Here is a 20634-nt window from a genome sequence, read left to right on the forward strand (position 1 = left end):
ATAGAGCATCCTTTTTTAAATATATCTTAACAAAATAGATTTCACTTCACCAAGAATTTTTTTCTTTCTTTCCTTATCTCCCATTTCTTGATTTTTTACTATTAATCCAAGAAAATTTAGCATTTCATCATCACTAATTGCCTTTGATGCTCTCTGCTTCTCATTTATCACTGCATCAATGCTATACTGATCATATTCTCTTTCTTGCCACATGTAAATATAAAATAACCTATGCTTTAAATTACTATACTTACTCCAGCCACATTGATTATATAAGTATCTGCTCATTGCTGATAATTGACGTATCGGAGTCATATCTCCCTCTTCGGATACCATGTCTAATCTAACTTGTATATAGTCTACTTTTACATCTAAAATTCTAACTTTTTTATTTGCACATTTATAATTAAAATATTCCATAGCAGCAAAGATATCGCTATATTTTTCTCTAAAATCTAAATTTTTAGTGGTAAATTTATTAGGTGAACTTAGTTTCATCATCACATCAAATACCTGTTTCTTCATTATATTAATACCATCCTACAATTTACTTTTGATATTTTGATTTTTGACAATTCCAATTATTACTATACAGTTTTAGTGCAAAAAATCCCCATATTCATTAAATGTATTTCTACGTCACTTATTTATTTTAATGTGGTACTTAAACATGATTAATGTAACTGTTAACCTTATTAATACTGAATAAATAATTTTCTATCCTTCTCCTCCTTACGTATTAAGGGCTACGCCCTTTTTACCACCTCAACTTCATTAATTAAGTACTACCAGTATAAATCCAATTATGCTAATTTAATTGTAATCAAGTTATTTTCAGTGTTTTATGGTATCTCAGTTTCACTAATTAGTTGCTACAATTCATTAATCATATCTATGATCTGCACTTTTATATTAGTGCTATAACATTAATATAGTTAATGCATTTCTTAATTTTTAACATATATTACTTGTTACAATATGCGACATAATGTTATCTTTATACGCTTGTCCATTTTAGCTGCATTGCGGAAAAGGGCTACGCCCATAAAAAAAGGAGCCTATTGAAAGGCTCCTAAATTTTATTATTAATATTTAAATCCTAACTTTTTCATACATATCTCTTCAACTTCTTTTGTATTTTCCTCATTCAACTTCAATATCTCGTTACATTTAGCTTCTATAGAAGTTTTATAATCTAAATCCTTAATACCTGCAAGATTTATATTTACATTTACTATTCCACTTCTTATAGTACTATTTAACATTAAAGCTCCTACTGATATATCAGAAATTAAATTTGGATTTCCGTAATTAGCCCCTATTATTAGTAGCTCATAAACCTCTAAAGCTTCTTCTACCATAGCTAGTGGCGAATTTAATGAATCTTTATAAGCTTTTTGAATAGCTTCTGTTCTATATTTTTTTTCTTCTTCTGTGTCTTTTGGTAACTTAAAAGTGCTCATTAAGCCATTAAATGCTTCTCCATCCTTAGCTATATAGTCTATCATTTTATCTTTAAGTTTATCTAATTTTTCTAATCCGGTAAAAAATTCATTTTTAATATTTTCATCATATTCTTCAAAAAACTTTTTATGTACACTTAAGTTATATACCATTCCACAAAGTGCTGAACTTAATGCTCCTGCTAACGCTGCTGCACCGCCGCCTCCTGGTGCTGGCTTATCAGAATATAAATCTTCAATAAAATCTCCAATTTTAACATTTTTCATTTTTCTTTACCACCTTAATATAGTATTTTAAATCTTCTAGCTTTAAAACTAATAATAAAATAAAATATACTACTACACCCACCAATGTCGATGCCACCAAAGTAATTAAGTAATTTAACATTTCACTATTTGTTATGTCTACTAAAATATTATTTGTAAAGTACACCATAACCCCCATTACTATACTTGCTACTAATATCTTAAGTATTGCTTTAATTATATTGCCCATATCTATATCTTCTATTTTCTTCTTAAGTGACATAAATAAAATTACTGTAGATATTATAGTAGCTATAGAACTAGCTAAAGCAATTGCTTTAATAGATCCAGTGCCTACTGCCATTGCACAGGCTAAAATATTTAATATAACATTTAAGATAGAATTCATCATTGGAGTCTTTACATTATTTATAGAAAAAAATCCTCTATTTATAACATCTCTTACTCCATACCCTATCATTGTTGGTATATAATACATTAATGCATTGCTTGTAAGAGTAACACTTGATGCAGTAAACTCTCCTCTTTTAAGGTATATTGCAAGTAATGGCTCTCTTAAAACAAGAAGACCTATAGATGCTGGTACCATTAGCATCATCACTAAATTAATTCCCTTTACTAACTCTTTGCTAAAACCTTTAGAATCCTTCTTTGATATATATAAAGCTAATGTTGGATAAATTACAATAGTTATAGCTTGAGCAAAGACTTCATAGACTAGCATATCTAAACGATTAGCATAATCAATTGCCGCCATATATCCCGGTGCAAGTGATCCAGCAAATCCCCTTACAATAAATATGTTTATTTGAACTAGTGATGAACATAGTACTATTGGAACTAATTGTTTACCCATTTGTTTTATATTTTCATCATTAAAATCAATAACAAACTTATATCTGTATCCTAATTTTATGAAAGTAGGAATATTAATTGCCATCATAGTAAAGAAACCTAATACTGTAGCAAATCCAAAACCTCTTAATCCAAACTTATTTACAAAAATCAATAAATATAATATGTATATTAAATTTGAAAATATCGGTGCTGATGATGTTATTAAAAACTTGTTATAACATTGTAACACTGCTGTTAATATACTCTGTACACTTACGAATAATAATGATAAAAGCATTACCCTTAGAAGATATACTGCTTCAGCATAAACTGCTGCATCTCTAGCAAGAGAAGAACCAAATATCAATACTATATATTTAGCACCTGCTATACATCCAAATACAATAAGTAATGTAAAAATCATAACAACATTTATTACATTACTTATAAAGATATTTCTCTCATCTTGATTTTTTATCTCTTTAATTTTTGAATGTATTGGTATAAGTACTGCTGTAATACCATAACTTATACTTATAAATAACATAGTAGTTCCTAAAGCAAAGCTTTGGACATCATTTAGTCCAAAGCTTTTTGCCATTAAAGAATCTCTAATAAGACCTAAAAATTTAGAAACTACTAAAACTATCATTACTATCAATGAACTATTAGCTAATTTCTTAATATTCATATTATTACTTTAAGTTCTCTAAATATTCCTTTAGAGACTCCTTCCAATCTCTTGTTATATCGCCAGTTGTAAGCTCTAGCATATAATTTCTAAGTACTGAATACTTTGGTCTCTTTGCTCTACTCTTAAATTCTTCTGAAGTACATGGAAGTAAGTTAACGTCCATTCCTTTTAATTCAAAAATTTCTTTTGCAAAATCATACCATGAGCATTGTCCTTTACAAGTAGCATGGAAAATTCCATAATTTTTATTTTCAACAAGTGAAATTATAACTCTTGCTAAATCTGTAGTTGAAGTTGGGCTACCAAATTGATCATTTACTACTTTAACTTCTGGATTATTTTCACCAAGTCTAATCATTGTCTTAACAAAGTTATTTCCATCTCCATAAAGCCATGCAGTTCTTACAATATAGTGTTTTGGATTTAATGATTTAACAAATTCTTCACCATCATATTTTGTTTGACCATAAACTGATGCTGGACATGGCTTATCAAACTCTAAATATGGCTTTTCAGATGTTCCATCAAAAACATAATCAGTAGAAACTTGAACTATTTCTCCACCGATAGCATTCATTGCTGCAGCTAAATTCTTAGGACCTACTGCATTTATCTTATATGCATTATCAACATCATCTTCACACTTATCTACTGCAGTATGAGCAGCACAGTTAATTATTACATCAGGTCTTGTTTCATTTACCATTTTGTATACATCATTAACATTAGTAATATCTAATGTATCAACATCTGTTAAAATAAGCTCAACATTTCCCTTTTCTTTATATTGCTTTGTTAACTCTCTTCCTAATTGTCCATTTGCCCCTGTTATTAAAATTTTCATATAAATTTTCTCTCCTTTAAAATCTGTCAATATATAAAATTATCTTATTCATCTTCCTTTATTTTTTCAACAGCGAATAACATCCCAATAAAAATGAAGAAATAATTCATTATTTTAGGTGATAAGATAAGATTATCAAAAATACTTACTACAAATACAAAAACTGATATTGAAATTATTATACCAACTACTAAGTTTTTGTATTCCTCAGCTATCTTATAAACTTTCACTAGCTTTCCGTAAATAAATCCTATAGCAACAATAAATAATCCTAAGCCTATTGTTCCAAGTTCTGTTGCCATCTTTAAATATACATTATGTGTATGATAAATATATTCACCAGGATTAAGTTCTGGATACTTAAGAACATAATCTGGATGCACTGCTTCATAATTTCCTGCGCCTACACCTTTTATAGGATGATCTTTATAGCACTTAATCGCAAGTTTCCAAATATTAAATCTTCCAGCATCATTAGTGAATCCCAATAGTCTTTCCCTTATATCTGGACTTAGAAGTGCAACACCACCACCAATTATAAATAAAAAGATTAATTTATAACTGTAGTATATACAAAGTACTAAAGCACCTATACCAAATGCTAACCAACTAGATCTAGATTGAGTTAAGAATATAATTACCACAAAAGAAATTAACTCTATTATGTAAAATATTTTCCACTTTTTATTTTTTTCAGCTACCATTATAAAAAACAATGGAAAAAATAATATTGTAGCATATCCTGCTAAAATAGTAGGGTGTCCCATTGTCCCTTGAATTCTTCCAATATCACCTGTAAAGAATTCAATTTTCCCACTTAGCTTTTCATATAGACCATACATCATCTCAATAAATGCAGGTATATATATTAACTTTATTAAATTGTTTAATCTAAACTTATTACTGTATTCATTTTTTACAATAAAAATAAGTCCTGTTGCCACTAAAAATCTTAATGTATCTCTTAATGCTAATAATTTACTTGGACTATATAAAACGGATATCCCCATAAATATTGTTATTACAAGCAAAATCCTAATAAGATTACTCTTAAGAAAGCTTCTAACTTCATTAGCGAACTCGTCTCTGTCCTTTATAAATTTTCCTATAACATATATTATTAAAATCCCCAGTAGAAAAAATTCTGTAAATAATGTTCTTTTATTTATCTCTGCTGGAAATAATGGAAAGATAATAAGATATATCGGAAATAATATCTTAAAAATCTTCATAATCATAATTTCACCAAACTTTCTATTCTTTTTAAGATTGCGCTTACATATTAGTATACCCAAATTTTATTACTATTCATAGATAAATTGATGAATTTTTTCTATATTGCTCTCTTCATCCCAACCGAAATAATTCCACCCATCAACAAATATTGTTTCTGCATCATATGGGAATGCAGCTTGTTCTATATCGTTTCCTCCAAAAGATACAATAGATGTACCAATACCCATTAGATCCTTCATTGATAGAGTTGTCTCTACATAAGGAGCTACAGTATCATAAACTTCTATCATCTTATTGATGCCAGAATTACTAAGTTTCTTTATCATAGCATCAATAAATTCTCTATTTCTATCAGTTCTAGCATAGTCTCCTGAGCTAGTTCTATATCTTAACATTGCCATTGTTTGAACAGTGTTTAACTTTTGTTTTCCACCTTTTTTTAGATAATTTTCAGATGGTTTAACATCTTTAAAATCCTTACTACATATATAATCTATTTTATTATTAATAGCATATATATCATCTGATGGAACATTCATCTCAACGCCACCAACAATATCAATTATCTTAAAAAATCCTTCATAATCAACATTAACATAATCTCTTATATCTAGCTTAAAACTTTCATTAATTACTTTAACTGTATTTTGAATTCCACCATATTTATGAGCATAATTAAGTTTCGGAACTTGTCCCTCTGGTGTGTTCTTTATATATGTATCTCTATAAATAGATGCTAACTTTATCTTTTTTTCAGTATCATCAATAGTAACAATCATCATAGTATCTGTAGCATCTTCATCATGATCAATTCCTGTTATAAGTATATTTTTAACCTTATTTTTATCTTTTATCATGTCTTCTGTATCTTTAGTTATACCAATATCTTCTGCCTTATCACTAAGTTTCACCTGTTTCATTTTTGAAAACTTGCTATAGCCATATGCAAAAACTCCACCACCGATTAAAGCCAATACCAATATCACACTTACTATAGAAATAGCTACCTTTTTACCTGTAGACATCTTTTTTTTGCTTTTATATCTATCAGATCTTGCCATTACTTCTCCCCCTTATTATTGAAAATAACCTTTAAAAGATATTTAGGAATTACAGCTAACCTTTTTATTCTAAATGGTTCCTTTATTACCCTATACAACCATTCAAGACCACAATTTATCATCCATCTTGGTGCTCTATTACTTTTTCCACTTATTACATCAAAAGCTCCACCGATCCCCATAAATACCTTGCAATTTAACTTATCAAAATACTTCCTAATAAACTTTTCTTGTCTTGGACACCCCATAGCTACAAAAATAGCATCTGGATTTCCTTCATTTATTCTATCTATAAGTTCATCACAATTATCTATATCAAAATATCCATTATTATAGCCAGTAATGTTTAATTTAGGATACTTAACTTGTATACTTTTATACGTATCTACTATAACCTCTTCTTTTGCCCCTAATAAGAATATTCCCTTATTCTCTTTTTCGTATATAGATAATAATTTTTCTACTACCTCAATACCTGCAATTTTTTCACTTACAGGTTCACCAGCAAATTTTGAAGCAATTACTACTCCAATTCCATCAGGTATTATTACTGTAGTATCCTTCTTAAACTCATCGTTTAGTAGTTTATCTTTTTCTCCAAAAGTTAAAACCTCAGGATTTCCAGATACAACATGTACCTTTCCTGTTTTAGCTTTTTCTAATATATATGATATACATGTATTAAAATCTTTGTTAAAAACCTTAAATCCTCTTATTTTACTAAACATTTATCCTCCTAATGAACATCGTTTTATAACAATATTGCATTTTTCCTTAAATATTAAGAGAAATCTCTCTGAAAATCAAAGAGATTTCTATATAAATATTATAAATCTAATGATTTTAAATATTCTCTAAAATCATCTTTTAATTCTTCTCTTTTTAAAGCATATTCTACAGTAGCTTGTAAAAATCCTAGTTTATCCCCTACATCATATCTTCTGCCTTCAAAGTTATATGCATACATTGCTTCTTCTCCCATTAAAGTTTGAAGTGCATCAGTAAGTTGAATTTCTCCGCCTTTTCCTGGTGCAGTATGTTCTAAAATTTCAAAAATCTTTGGAGTTATTATGTATCTTCCAAGAATAGCTATATTAGAATTAGTTTCGCCTTCCTTAGGCTTTTCAACAAGGTTTCTAACCTTATATACTCTATCTTCTATTTCTATGCCTTCTACAATTCCATACTTTGACACTTGATCTTCTGCTACTCTTTGTACCCCTAATACTGATGTTTTATATTCATCAAAACAATCAATTAATTGTTTTAAACATGGGACTTCACTATCTACAACATCATCTCCAAGCATAACTGCAAATGGCTCATTACCAACGAATGTCTTTGCACAATGAATAGCATGACCTAATCCCTTTGGTTCTTTTTGTCTTATATAGTGTATATCTACCAAATTCGAAATATCTTGAACAATCTTAAGCAAATCATCTTTTCCTGATTCTTTTAATTGCATCTCTAGTTCTAGAGATTTATCAAAGTGATCTTCTATAGCTCGTTTACTTTTTCCTGTTATTATAAGAATCTCTTCTATCCCTGATGCTACAGCCTCTTCAATTATGTATTGAATTGTAGGCTTATCTACTATCGGTAACATCTCCTTTGGTTGTGCTTTTGTAGCTGGCAAGAACCTAGTACCCAATCCCGCAGCTGGTATAATAGCCTTTTTTACTTTCATTTTCAATACTCCTCCTAATGTAACATATCTTTTATCTGTTTTAACACTTCATCATTTGAATCAATTTTTTCTGCAAGTTCAACATGCAATTTTGCATTTTTTATATCTCCTAAATAATAATAACACATTATAAGGTTTGTGCAAACTTCTATTGTCTTTAATGACTCAAATGTCTTCCTAAAATACTCTATTGCAGTTTTATAATCTCCTAAACAAGCATATGATAATCCCATTTCATAAACAACATCAACTAAATCATTATCAAGTGCTAATGCCATATTAAGAGCTTCTATTGCTAAATCATATCTTTCAGCTAATCTATAACCTTTTCCTATATAATAATATAAAATTGCATCATCTTTAAAATCTTCTACAAGAGGCACTAAGTAATTAAGAGCTTCTATTGGAGATGCATACAACAATTCTTTACCTTTTTCATAAGCTCTTACCTTGGATAACCCATCCATCATCTCTTTTACTTCTTCAGTTTCTTCTCCACCTTTAGAAATATAAGTATTTAAAGAGAATAATGCTCCTTGGAAGTCATCTTCATCTCTCTTTATAATTCCTTCTACAAGATATCCTGTAGCATAATCCTTCATTTCTTTTGTCTTTTCTACAACTTCTAATATGTCATCCTTATATTCTTTATCTACAAAATATATTTCTTTAGCAAGATAAAAATATTTATCATAGTTTTCCTTTGATGGTTCAACTACTAAAAGACCCTTAATTAATATATAAGCATCTTCTAAATTATTTTCATTAACATATTTAGCTATTATTCCTTTTATATATTTTATATAATTATCTTCAAATAATATCTCTTTATAAATTCCATTAAATTTAAATGAAGGATCTCCACCTAAAACATAAAACATACCTTCTATAAAAAATCCTAAATTAACTTCTTCTAAAGATTCATTTCTTTCAATTCTTTCATATAAACTACTACTTTTAAGTGGCATATACACTGATTCTGATAATTCTATATTAAAAAATCTTTTCAATCTTTCCCTATCCATTTCTAAAAATAGTAACTTCGAAACCTTATCTCTAAATTTAGCTTTTATATCCATATTGCCTCCTATAGTTTAAAAAACTATAGCAAAGTCCACATACTTAGGACCTCCGCTATAGTTTTTTTAATTTAAAATAATATTTATTTACTAAGCCATAGCTTTATTTATTATTGCCATAACTTTTTCTTTAAATACTTCTACTTTCTTCTTAGCATCTTCTACACTATTTCCTACTACTGCAATATAAGCCTTCATCTTTGGTTCAGTACCAGAAGGTCTTACAACAAACCAAGAACCATCTTCTAAAACATATTTTAATACATTTGATTTTGGTAAATCTATAGCACTAGTTTTTCCTGAAGCTAAGTCTTTTTCTACAGATTCCTTATAGTCATAAGCAGTAGCTACTTTAACTCCATTTACTTCAGTAACAGGATTTTTTCTTAATTGATCTAAACACTTAGAAATCTTTTCTTGACCTTCTTTTCCTTGAAGTTCTATAGAAACTAAGTTTTCTTGATAGAATCCATATTTCTTACCTAATTCTATAAATGCATCATAAAGACTTAATCCTTTATTCTTATAATATAAGGTCATTTCACATACTAATGCAGCTGTAACAACAGCATCTTTATCTCTAGCATGTGTTCCAATTAATGAACCATAACTTTCTTCAAATCCAAATACATAAGTGTGTGAACCATCTTTTTCAAATTGAGTGATTTTTTCACCGATATACTTAAATCCAGTTAAAACATCCATGATTTCAACATTAAAGTCTTCACAAACTTTTCTAGCCATTTCAGAAGTAACTATTGTTTTTATTACTACTGAATTATCTTTTAATTGATTTAATTCCTTAAGAGAACTTAAAATATAGTGAGTTAATAAAACTCCTGTTTGATTTCCTGAAAGAATTTGATATTCTCCTTTAGAATCTTTAACAACAACACCAATTCTATCAGCATCTGGGTCTGTACCAAATATGATATCTGGTGATATTTCTTTAGCCATTTCTAAAGCTAATTTAAATACCTTTGGATCTTCTGGATTTGGATATGGAGCTGTTGGGAAATTACCATCTGGTAACTCTTGTTCCTTAACCACATTTAATCCTGTATATCCAAGTTCTGTTAACACTCTTCTTACTGGTATATTTCCAGTTCCATGAATTGGAGTATATATGATTTTTAAATCCTTAGCTTTTTCTTTTATTAATTCTTTTCTTATTGTTGCACTCTTTACTGCTTCTACATATGGTTTGTCAACTTCTTCTGAAACAATTTTAATCATTCCATTCTTAATTGCTTCATCAAAATCTACTGTCTTTATATCTGCAAAAGAAGTAACCTTGTTAACAAAATCTATTATAGCGGTTGCATCAGCATCTGTAACTTGGTATCCTTCTGGTCCATATACTTTATAACCGTTATATTGCTTTGGATTGTGAGAAGCAGTTATCGCTATACCACCTTTGCATTTTAATTCTCTAACAGAGAATGAAAGTTCTGGAACTGGTCTTAAAGAATCAAATAAGTTAACTTTTATTCCATTTGCAGCTAAAATTGTAGCAGCTCTCTTAGAGAAAACATCACTTTTGATTCTTGAATCATGAGCAATACTAACTGATATTTCTCCTGTAAACTTATTATTTAAGTAGTTAGCAAAACCTTGAGTTGCAAGTCCTACTGTGTAAATATTCATTCTATTACTTCCAGCACCAATAACCCCTCTTAATCCACCAGTACCGAATTCTAAGTCTTTATAAAATCTATCTTCTATTTCTTTCTCATCTGTTATTGCCTTTAACTCATTTTTAGTATCTTCATCAATAATTGATGAATTAATCCATTCATCATATTTAGTTCTATAATCCATATGTTCCCTCCTACGTTACATTAAATCATCTCTAAATTGTATTATACTAACAAAACGTTAAAATGTAAAATGAAATCGATATTACTTTTAAATATTTCTTGAATAAATTTATCTTAAATAACTAGCTTTTATCAGCATTAATGACGAATTTTCTTGCTATGACTTCTTCCAAACCCTTTTGCCAGTAAAAATATTCCTTTCCTAAGTGCAGTAAATATAATAGTACCTATTATTCCTCCTGAAAAATCAATTAAAACATCTAATACATTAGAATTTCTTCCTGGAATATACATTTGATAAAATTCATCTAATACCGCTATTAATAATATTGTAAATAATATATGAATTATATATTTTCCATTATTAACTTTAAGTATTTGAAATGCTATTCCTAAAATAAATGCTAATAAACAATATTCCGCTACATGGGCACACTTTCTAAATAATTTATTTAATTTATCCTTATTTACACCATCAAAAGATGAGCTTATATAATCACTTTCAATTATTTTTTGCATTACGCCTCTACTTCTATCATTAGAACTAGTTCCTGTTTGGCTAGAATTGTAAAATATAAAACCTATAATTGTAATACATATTATAATAATTATCCCCTTCTTCATATATCTACCCCCATCATATGTTTATTTTAAACATTATTTTACCACTAGCAATATTTTTGGACAAGACTATCAAATTTCAGTGCATAGTTTCGGAATGAATAGGTAAGAGTGAATAGTTATAGATATGTTTAGTGCATATATAAAACTATTATACTTAAGTGTTGTTTTCATAAATCATGAGCTTCTATTTCAAGCTACATGAAGGTGCAACCTTCATTAGCCCCTTGTGATACTTATATATCAAATGTAACTCTCTTAAGAAAACTATCTTATTCTATACATAAAATTATCACACTTAAAATCTCAGAAATTCCCCAAAGGGAATTTCATCCATAACTGTGAACTGACAACTGTGCCCTGTGCACTGACACCTGCGCCTTGTGCCTTCATACTTGTGCCCTGATATATGCCTTGTTCCTTAATAAAAAAGCTGCCACCTACGAAACTTAATCGTATTGTAGCAGCCCAAAAATATATTAAAAGGGATCTATCTACTAGCTTTGTTGAAAACCTCATTGATGAAAAACATTTCTGTGGACTTATTATATTCTCTTGATTGATTGTCCAAAGATATGTTACTTCTATCTACTGTATTAATCTCAATAGTACGTTTTCTCTTTTCATAAAACTCTGGTAAACTTAAGTTATTTACCATAAATTTTGATGTAGCCATATAATATAAATATTTAACGCTACCAATTCTAACTTTTTCTGCTCCTCCAGCTACTTTCTCACTTTCATCTTTTACTGTCCATACACATTTATATTGTGGACAATATTTATCTATATACTCATATAAAGATTTTGGTGATGTATCATCATTAGATATAGCTTGTTCAGAAAATACTACTGTTTTCTTATTTAATGGTAACAGTCTAAGGGCAGGATAAACATATCTTTCTAATGCTTCTCTTCTTCTTGGTCCTTTATCTATCCAACTCCATATAAGCTTTGATTTTATACCTAATACACCTTTGTTACTTATATTTAGAGTGTATTTATGATTATCAGTATTAATGACATCATACTCTTGATTTTCTAATGTATATAATTCATCAGATACCTTTTCTTCATTACTTTCATAATCTATATATATTTTCCAATTATTTGCTGTTAATAAGCTTCTACCTTTATTATCTACTAATTTTAAGTTAAAAATAGCCTTCAAAATATCTTTACCATTGAAAATAATCTCTCCTGGTATAACAACATCTGCATCAGATTTTTTTGTTACACATCTTATTGCAACTTTTGATATGCTACCTTTTATATTTAATTCCCCTTTATTCAAAACAGTTGCAAATCTTATATTTTCATCATTAATATTGATATTATCTAAATATGTAGATAACTTAGTATTTCTTAATATAGTAGCTCCAGATAAAGATATATCTAATCTTACTAAATTAATATTATCAATAGCCTTTCTCTTATTTAGAATGTTTACACCAGTTAAAGGTCTTCTTTTACCATTTCTGAAATAGTAGAAAAACCAACTACCAACACCCCAAGTCTTCATAACTCTTTCTTTATTTAAAATTACTTTAAACCCTTCAGCATTAGGATGTTTCTTTAAAATTGTTGGACTTATAGTATATTCTTTATTTTCCTCAGCATAAATAGGAAATTGAACTCCAGTCTTCCAATTAATTATTAATAATTTCTTATCATAATCTTTATCACTAAACCAACCTTCTAAAATTACAGAATCATCTTTAAATGAGCAAGCAGTTATACCTGCAAATTGTTTAGTTGAACTAATAATTAAATTACCCTCTTCATCATATTTAACTAATAACTTATTTAGATTCCATAGATATGGTTTTGGAGTAGCTCCTTTACCTTTGCATGGATTTCCTAAAACAATATCTTTATCAATTCCTGGTACCTTTAAATTAATAATAATATTATACTTTCCAGAACCTAATGCCATGATTTCTTTTTTATTAAAATCGATGTTTATACTATATCCACACCAATCATAATTAAATAAACGATTATTCAACTTATAATCTTTCGCTCTAACTCCATAATTTTGTGTTATAATAGGTTTCTTTTCATTTATTATTTTTACTTCAGCCTTTTTCCCATTCTTAGTATTAATTAAATAGGCTGACATCTTTACAATTTCACTTTTATCTAAATTAACTCTTGGAATATAAACATATCCTTTTAAGTTCATAACTCCATCTTCATAAGTTATCTTACTAATTTTCTTAACTTCTTCCGCTCTATTTAACTCTATAGTCATATCATAATATTCCTTAGGAATACCTTTAAAAGGGAATTTTCCAATGTACTTATTACCTTTTCTAATTACTTCAAGAGATTCTATATTATTTTTTTCAAAATTAATAACTTCCATAAGAGTATCTAGCTCATTATTTTTTATACAATAGTATTTAATTCTATCTATAGCTTTAAGATCATCAAAAAGACTATTAGGCATTTCTTTAATATATTCCTTTATTATATTAACAAACATGCCTCTATTTTGAGGTCTAACTTCATCTAATCTATTAATATAAGACATAAAGTCTACATTTATCCACCTATTGTTCTTAATATAAGTACATGTTCCATCCTTAACATTATCAGTTATAAACTTATCTACAACTTCTATTGCATAAAGTCTATCTATAAACTCACTAATATTCATTTTCTCCCCTATTAATGAATTTTTTTCAGCTCTCCAATAATAAACATCATCTGATAATATTGCTGTAGAATTAGCATTAAAAAATGCTGGAATTATAACAGGAAGGTCCTCTTCCACAATATGTTCTATAAACTTTATATTGTTTTTATCCCAAAACTCTTTTCTAAAAATCTTATTTCCAATAAAAGTATCATATATAAGAGATGGATTTTTAGTTATATGCGTATTCTCTACTGATTCCTTAAAAACCCTATTATGAAGGAATGAAGATCCTTCTCCTTTTTCATCAATTCTTACTACATTACCTGTAACTATATCAACTGTACCATCATTAGTCATCGCATACAATTTTTCATAAGTTTCATTTGCAACATAATCATTACTATTTAAAAATGCTATATACTCTCCTTTAGCAAAAGATACTCCATAGTTCTTACATTGACCATTACCACCATGTTCTTTATTTACTATATAAAAATTTTCATAGTTAACAGCATATTCTTCAGCTATCTTTTCACTTTCATCTGTAGAACCATCATTAATCATAAAAACTTCTATTTCCTTTAGTGTTTGACTTACTAAAGACTCCAAACATTCTCTTAGATAATCCGCTGCATTATATATAGTAACAATTATACTAACCTTTACTTTATTCATTCATAATATCCCCCTTAAAGCTCTTACATATATACTGCAATACCTTACGTTACTTTCTTAAATCAAGCTGATTATAGCACATTTTTTATTGTATTAGTTCAATATTAAATCGCCCTATTTTTACATTTATTTAAGCAAATTTTCACTTTGTTAGTAGAAGATATTTATTGCATTTTCAAACTTACTAAAATAAGAATTACTTCCTTATTATTGATATAATGCATTATTTCTTATAATTGAATTTCATATTTACTTTTATTTTGTCATGAAAAAGGGAACTTTTCAGGGCACCATTTCAGGGCACAGTGCACAGTAAATGCTAATTTTCCCCTGTGGGGAAAATATTATAGTCCTGCGGATGGCAATTCACAATTCAAGCAATTCAAACAATTCACAGTTCAATCAATTCGTATTTCACAATTGTGTTATTAGGTGTATTTAGTGAGTATATAAAACTATTATACTTAAGTGTTGTTTTTCTATAAATCAATAGGTTCTAATCCAGGCTATATGAAAGGACAGCTTTCATTGGTATTCTGTAACGGTTCCATATTAACCCCTTAAAGTTTCATCAATAACTTTTCACTATCTTCACCACCACTTAACTATAACAGAATAGGTTAAACGTTATCATAGTTGCTTAAAGTAAAGATTCTATTTCAATTCACAATTGTATTAATATATATGTTTAGCTTATATATAAAACTATTGTACTTAAGTGTTGTTTTTCATAAATCATGGGTTCCCACTACAAGCTATATGAAGGTGCAACCTTCATTAGCCTCCCGTAACAGTTCTATATCAAATACAAGTACCTTAAGAAAACTAACTTATTCTATGTACAAAATTGTGGCACTTAAAATCTCAGAAATTCCCCAAAGGGAATTTCATCCATAACTGTGCTTTGTGTCCTCATACCTGTACCCTGATATATACCTGCTCCCTGTTTCTCCTTATTCATAATCAATGATGCCCCTAATCACCTTACATACTCTCTCCGTAGAATTGGCATCTTGATACTTAAAGTACATATCTCTAAAATTCATTATTCTTTCTATATCAAAAACATTATTATTTATTGCACTAATTACATCATCCTCTGTTTTACATATAGGGGCAGGCATTGTATTTTCATAATCTACATACATTCCTCTGGTAGATTTATATTCTTCTAGGTCTGGTGAATATAAAATAATAGGTTTTTTCATGATTGTAAAATCAAATAATACAGCAGAATAATCTGTTATTAGATAGTCTGTTACAGAAAAAAGTGCCCTTATGCTTTCATTGTTTCCATTTATTATTTCTTTATCACGAGAAATTATTTTATTACCAAACCAAGGATGCATCTTATAAATTATCACGTATTCTTTACCTAATTTGTTTTTAATATACTCTAAATTGATTGGTTGATATTTTATATCTTTTATAGGATCTCCTCTAAAGGTAGGTGCAAATAATATTACTTTCTTATTTTTAATAAAGGGATACTTTTGCATCATACTTTCTCTATTAGAACAAACAATTTCTTTAGAAAATAAGTTATCTGTCTTTGGAATTCCCGTTATTAAAATATTACTCTTATCAATATTAAAAGCTGTACTATAACAGTTTTTCCATTTTTCCGATGATGCTATAACATAGTCATAATTTTTTATTTTATAATCTCTTTTTATATCATTACCAAATTTTTTAATAGCTCCACTGGCATGCCATATTTGAAGCACCTTTACACCATTTCTTTTAAAATGAGAAACGACATAATTATTATAATCTAAAATAACAACATGAGATGTATTAATATAATATACTTGCTTTATGCAATTAAAAAAGTATTTTATATTGCAAATAAGGGTATTCTCATATTTCATCAGTATGTAGTTTAAATTATATTCTTTATAATTTTTTAATGTCTCAGAAATCTTAAGAAAATTACCTTTTAGTTCATCTTCTTTATAAGATATAAATGTTATTTTATATTTATCTATTTTAAAAAAGCAAGTAAATAAATATACTGGCAATAGCAAAATATAAAGAACAATATTTTTAATCATAACTTTGTGCTCCCTCACAATTTTATAATTATTCTAATAAAATTTTAATTACTCTTTCAGAAGCATGTCCATCTTGTAAATAATTATAGGTATTATTAAAATCATTTAATAACTTAGAAGTACTCTTTTTATAATCTTCAATATTTAATATTTTCTTTAATAAGTCATCTTCTTTTGTAAATATGCTACCTGGTAAGTCTTTATTTATATCTAAATAAAATCCTCTTATCTCTTCATCATATTCTTTTAAATCATACATATAAAATAATATCGGTCTTTGTAAAATTGCATAGTCAAAAAATACACTAGAATAGTCTGTTACAAGAATATCGCTAATTACATATAATTCATTAATATCTTTATCTTCTTTTATTGTATATAAAAATTCTTCTAATCCATCATTATTAAATTTGTTTGTAATAAGATAATGTGGTTTAAAAAGTACAACGTATTCTTCTCCTAAAACTTCTTTCCACTTATTAAAATTAACTTCTAACTTAAAAGTATATCCTTTCACATTAAAAGAATTATCTCTCCATGTCGGTGCATATAGTATAACTTTTTTATCCTTTGGAATTTTATACTTTTCTTTAAGATTATTTATCTCTGAATCTGTTATATTAGTTAAATAATCATTTCTAGGATATCCTGTTTCTATTATTCTATTTCTTTCTATCTCAAAGGCACTTTGAAATTTTTCTGTAGAAAACTTATTAGGGGAAATTAGATAATTATATCTCTTAACATCTATATCATAAGTATCTGTCATTTCCTTTTTTGAAACACCGGTTCTATAAAACTTAGCATCACTTCCAATTTGGATATCATGTGCCAGCCTCTTTAGTGGTGTACCATGCCATGTTTGCAAATAAACTTGATTCTCTTTTTTTAATATGTGTCTTGGTAATTTACAATTTACTATCCAATATTTACTCTTGGCAAGATAATAAAAATACTTTACGCTGTTATATCGTATAACCTTAGCGCCTGAAATTTCTTTTCCTTTTCCCTTTTTTACAGCCCATACAAATTTGTAATCTTTATATTTTTCATTACTTAACAAATATTTATGAAGATACTTAGGGTTACAACTATACCCTCTTCCGTGAAAAGATATAAATAAAATAGTTTTTTCATCTACAGTAACAAACTTATACCACAGATTATAAGAAGTTTTTATAATCCTTCCTAAAAATTTTTTTATTTTTTTCTTTAACTTCATTACTATCGTTCCTTTTCATTTAAAGAGTTATCCAACTTTTAATTCTTCTTTAATTTTAGTAGTAGAAATTCCTTTAGTTCTTGGTAAATACACAACTTCACAATAATCTTTTAAATAGTCAAATTCGCCTCTCCAGTCATCACCCATTACAAAAACATCAACATTTTTACTTAATATATCATCTATTTTTTGATCCCAAGACTCTTCTAATATCACTTCATCTACATACTCTATCGCTTCTAATATCTTCACCCTATCTTCTATTGAATGATATGCTTTTTTACCTTTTGATGCATTAAAAGCATCGCTAGATACAGCAACTATTAAATAATCTCCAAGCTCTTTAGCTCTTCTTAATAAATTTAAATGTCCTACATGAAATAAATCAAAAGTACCATATGTAATTACCTTTCTCATCGTATCACCTCTTCATAACTTCAAATATAAATTCTATCTTCTTTTGTTATTGCTAGATGGTGTTGTTTCAGTACCCGTATCTGTTTCATCACCAGACTCACTATCTTTTTTATCATCATCTGATGAACCACCAGAATTATCCTTATCATCTAAATCATCTTTACTATCTAGCTCTTCTTTAGTTTCTTCTTTTGTTGGCTCCGTTGGTGTTACTACTGGCTTCTTATCGCTAAAATCTTCTTTTTTCTCTTGTTCCTTTTTCTCTTCTTCCTTAATTATTGTATTTTCTGGTACTGTATATCCTCCTGTATTACGGCTCTCATCATATTTTTTTATATTTTGCTGCTTTGCTCTCTCTTCTTCTTCCATCTTAATAATTTCATCTATTTTTTTATTAACAGATCTGTAATATATATTTTCCTTTAAATTAGTGTCATTAGTATAAACAAGAGTTTTATTTAATAGCACCTCACTATCATCTAATTTATCTTTTCTATCTTCAGGCAATAAATCTCTAATAGTACTTTTATTAATATTAAAATCACTAATTCTAAATTTTACATCCTCGTATAATCTTTTATTAGCAAGTATATTAACTGTTTTCTCTATTTTAAGTACAGTTTTGTCAGTACATCCTTCCAATAATACTGATAAAAATTCATTAGTTTTATATTTTCCACCAGACGAAAGTTGTTTAAATACATCCTGAAAGTCTTTTTTATCATTTTCATCAAACTCATTATATTTATAAGGTGAATTTATTTTATTTAAAGCATCCTTCAAATTCTTCTTACTTATAATAAATACTCCATCATTTTTTATAGAAAGCTCTTTTGAAATTATTGATGCTATCTCAGGCCCCTTGTACCCCATAACAGTTAAAAATCTTATTTCATCACTAATTCCAATATTTTTATAATAAAATTCATTAGTTACAGGTAATGTTGCTATGTTAATTTTCCCACTCTTTTTTATATTAAACATCAAAATTTTATCGATAGTATTTCCTTTAGCATCTTTAAGATATTCTCTTTCATTATCTAGATAATTGTCTACTGTATCTCCTTCTAATAAAAATGTATAATTCACATCTTTAACTAATCTATTATTAAGATCATCTTCCTTAAAAGCACTATATCCAAGTACTGATAATGGTACTAATATTAATGCAATAATAGTTGCCATTATAAAAGACATTGTTCTAGTACTAAGTACCCTGGTCTTTTCTTTAATTATTCTTTCATTAAAAACTGCTTCTCTTTGTTTTTTCTTTTCTTCATCACTTTTCTCATTATATTCATTTATATAATCAGAATAATTCTTTGCTACAGTATTTATATCACCGTACTCTCTGAGTTTTCCGCCTTCAATCCATAAGCCTTTATTACAAAAATTCTTCACTTGATTTAATGAATGACTTACAAAAAATATTGTTTTTCCTTGATCTTTAAACTCATTCATCTTCTTCATACATTTTGCTGAAAAGCCTTTATCTCCAACAGATAGTGCTTCATCAATGATGATTATATCTGGATCTAAGAATATTGATATAGAAAATCCTAATCTAGATTTCATACCACTAGAATACTTCTTAACAGGTTGATATAAAAAATCTCCTAATTCTGAAAACTCTGCAACCTCTTCTATAATTTCATTGATTCTACTTCTACTTAAGCCTAACAATGCACCTTTTAATCTTATATTTTCTAATCCTGTCAATTGGTTATTAAGTCCAGTTTTAATAGCAATAAGAGCCTGTTCTCCTCTTATCTCAACCTTTCCAGAATCCTGAACAGATATTCCAGCAAGAATTCTAGATAATGTAGATTTTCCAGAACCATTAGTACCGAGAATACCAATAACATCTCCCTTTTCCACATTAAAATTTATATCTTGCAATGCATAAAAACTTTTTTTCTCAAATTTTTTCTTTGCTTTATTCTTACCTTTTAACTTAAAAATCTTTGAGACATCCTTAAAACTTACCGAATACTTATTGTCCATCTTTCC

At 27.9% G+C, this 20634-nt stretch carries 16 protein-coding genes; all 16 read right to left on the minus strand.

Annotated features, from left to right (window positions below; genetic code table 11):
* Positions 1-15: 15 nt before the first annotated feature.
* Positions 16-525: a hypothetical protein gene (locus KQI30_RS02520; protein ID WP_216461584.1), complete on the minus strand. Its 510-nt coding sequence runs from the start codon at positions 523-525 to the stop codon at positions 16-18.
* Positions 526-1085: 560 nt separating this feature from the next.
* The gene (locus KQI30_RS02525; RefSeq protein WP_216461585.1) at positions 1086-1730 is read right to left on the minus strand and encodes a cyclodeaminase/cyclohydrolase family protein; all 645 of its coding nucleotides are present in this window, start codon (positions 1728-1730) and stop codon (positions 1086-1088) included.
* Positions 1717-3258 (minus strand): murein biosynthesis integral membrane protein MurJ, encoded by a 1542-nt coding sequence (gene murJ / locus KQI30_RS02530; protein ID WP_216461586.1) that lies wholly within the window; start codon positions 3256-3258, stop codon positions 1717-1719. Before murJ ends, KQI30_RS02525 begins: the two co-directional genes overlap by 14 nt.
* A gap of 4 nt (positions 3259-3262) precedes the next feature.
* Positions 3263-4105: a dTDP-4-dehydrorhamnose reductase gene (gene rfbD, locus KQI30_RS02535; protein ID WP_216461587.1), complete on the minus strand. Its 843-nt coding sequence runs from the start codon at positions 4103-4105 to the stop codon at positions 3263-3265.
* A gap of 44 nt (positions 4106-4149) precedes the next feature.
* Positions 4150-5337, minus strand: coding sequence for an O-antigen ligase family protein (locus tag KQI30_RS02540; RefSeq protein WP_253287350.1), 1188 nt, complete (start codon positions 5335-5337; stop codon positions 4150-4152).
* Positions 5338-5409: 72 nt separating this feature from the next.
* Positions 5410-6402, minus strand: a complete 993-nt coding sequence (locus KQI30_RS02545; protein ID WP_216461589.1) for an LCP family protein — start codon at positions 6400-6402, stop codon at positions 5410-5412.
* Entirely contained in the window at positions 6402-7130 is a 729-nt protein-coding gene (locus KQI30_RS02550) for a WecB/TagA/CpsF family glycosyltransferase (RefSeq protein ID WP_216461590.1), read from the minus strand. Before KQI30_RS02550 ends, KQI30_RS02545 begins: the two co-directional genes overlap by 1 nt.
* Positions 7131-7228: 98 nt before the next feature.
* Positions 7229-8092, minus strand: a complete 864-nt coding sequence (galU, locus tag KQI30_RS02555) for a UTP--glucose-1-phosphate uridylyltransferase GalU (RefSeq protein WP_216461591.1) — start codon at positions 8090-8092, stop codon at positions 7229-7231.
* 14 nt (positions 8093-8106) lie between these two features.
* Positions 8107-9171 carry a tetratricopeptide repeat protein gene (locus tag KQI30_RS02560; RefSeq protein ID WP_216461592.1) on the minus strand — a complete coding sequence of 355 codons (1065 nt, stop codon included), beginning with the start codon at positions 9169-9171 and terminating at the stop codon, positions 8107-8109.
* A 90-nt stretch (positions 9172-9261) separates the two neighbouring features.
* Positions 9262-10992, minus strand: coding sequence for a phospho-sugar mutase (locus KQI30_RS02565; RefSeq protein WP_216461593.1), 1731 nt, complete (start codon positions 10990-10992; stop codon positions 9262-9264).
* A gap of 137 nt (positions 10993-11129) precedes the next feature.
* Positions 11130-11615 (minus strand): VanZ family protein, encoded by a 486-nt coding sequence (locus KQI30_RS02570; RefSeq protein WP_216461594.1) that lies wholly within the window; start codon positions 11613-11615, stop codon positions 11130-11132.
* 487 nt (positions 11616-12102) lie between these two features.
* Positions 12103-14931 carry a bifunctional glycosyltransferase/CDP-glycerol:glycerophosphate glycerophosphotransferase gene (locus tag KQI30_RS02575; protein WP_216461595.1) on the minus strand — a complete coding sequence of 943 codons (2829 nt, stop codon included), beginning with the start codon at positions 14929-14931 and terminating at the stop codon, positions 12103-12105.
* A 953-nt stretch (positions 14932-15884) separates the two neighbouring features.
* A complete protein-coding gene (locus KQI30_RS02580) occupies positions 15885-16985 on the minus strand; it encodes a CDP-glycerol glycerophosphotransferase family protein (RefSeq protein ID WP_216461596.1) in 1101 nt (366 codons plus the stop codon).
* A gap of 28 nt (positions 16986-17013) precedes the next feature.
* Positions 17014-18207 (minus strand): CDP-glycerol glycerophosphotransferase family protein, encoded by a 1194-nt coding sequence (locus tag KQI30_RS02585; RefSeq protein ID WP_216461597.1) that lies wholly within the window; start codon positions 18205-18207, stop codon positions 17014-17016.
* A gap of 27 nt (positions 18208-18234) precedes the next feature.
* On the minus strand, positions 18235-18624 hold the full coding sequence (tagD, locus tag KQI30_RS02590; RefSeq protein ID WP_216461598.1) for a glycerol-3-phosphate cytidylyltransferase: 390 nt from the start codon (positions 18622-18624) through the stop codon (positions 18235-18237).
* Between the two features lie 33 nt (positions 18625-18657).
* Positions 18658-20628: an ABC transporter ATP-binding protein gene (locus tag KQI30_RS02595; RefSeq protein WP_216461599.1), complete on the minus strand. Its 1971-nt coding sequence runs from the start codon at positions 20626-20628 to the stop codon at positions 18658-18660.
* Between the last annotated feature and the right edge of the window lie 6 nt (positions 20629-20634).

The sequence above is a fragment of the Clostridium bornimense genome (assembly GCF_018917145.1).
GTDB lineage: Bacteria > Bacillota > Clostridia > Clostridiales > Clostridiaceae > Clostridium_AN > Clostridium_AN bornimense_A.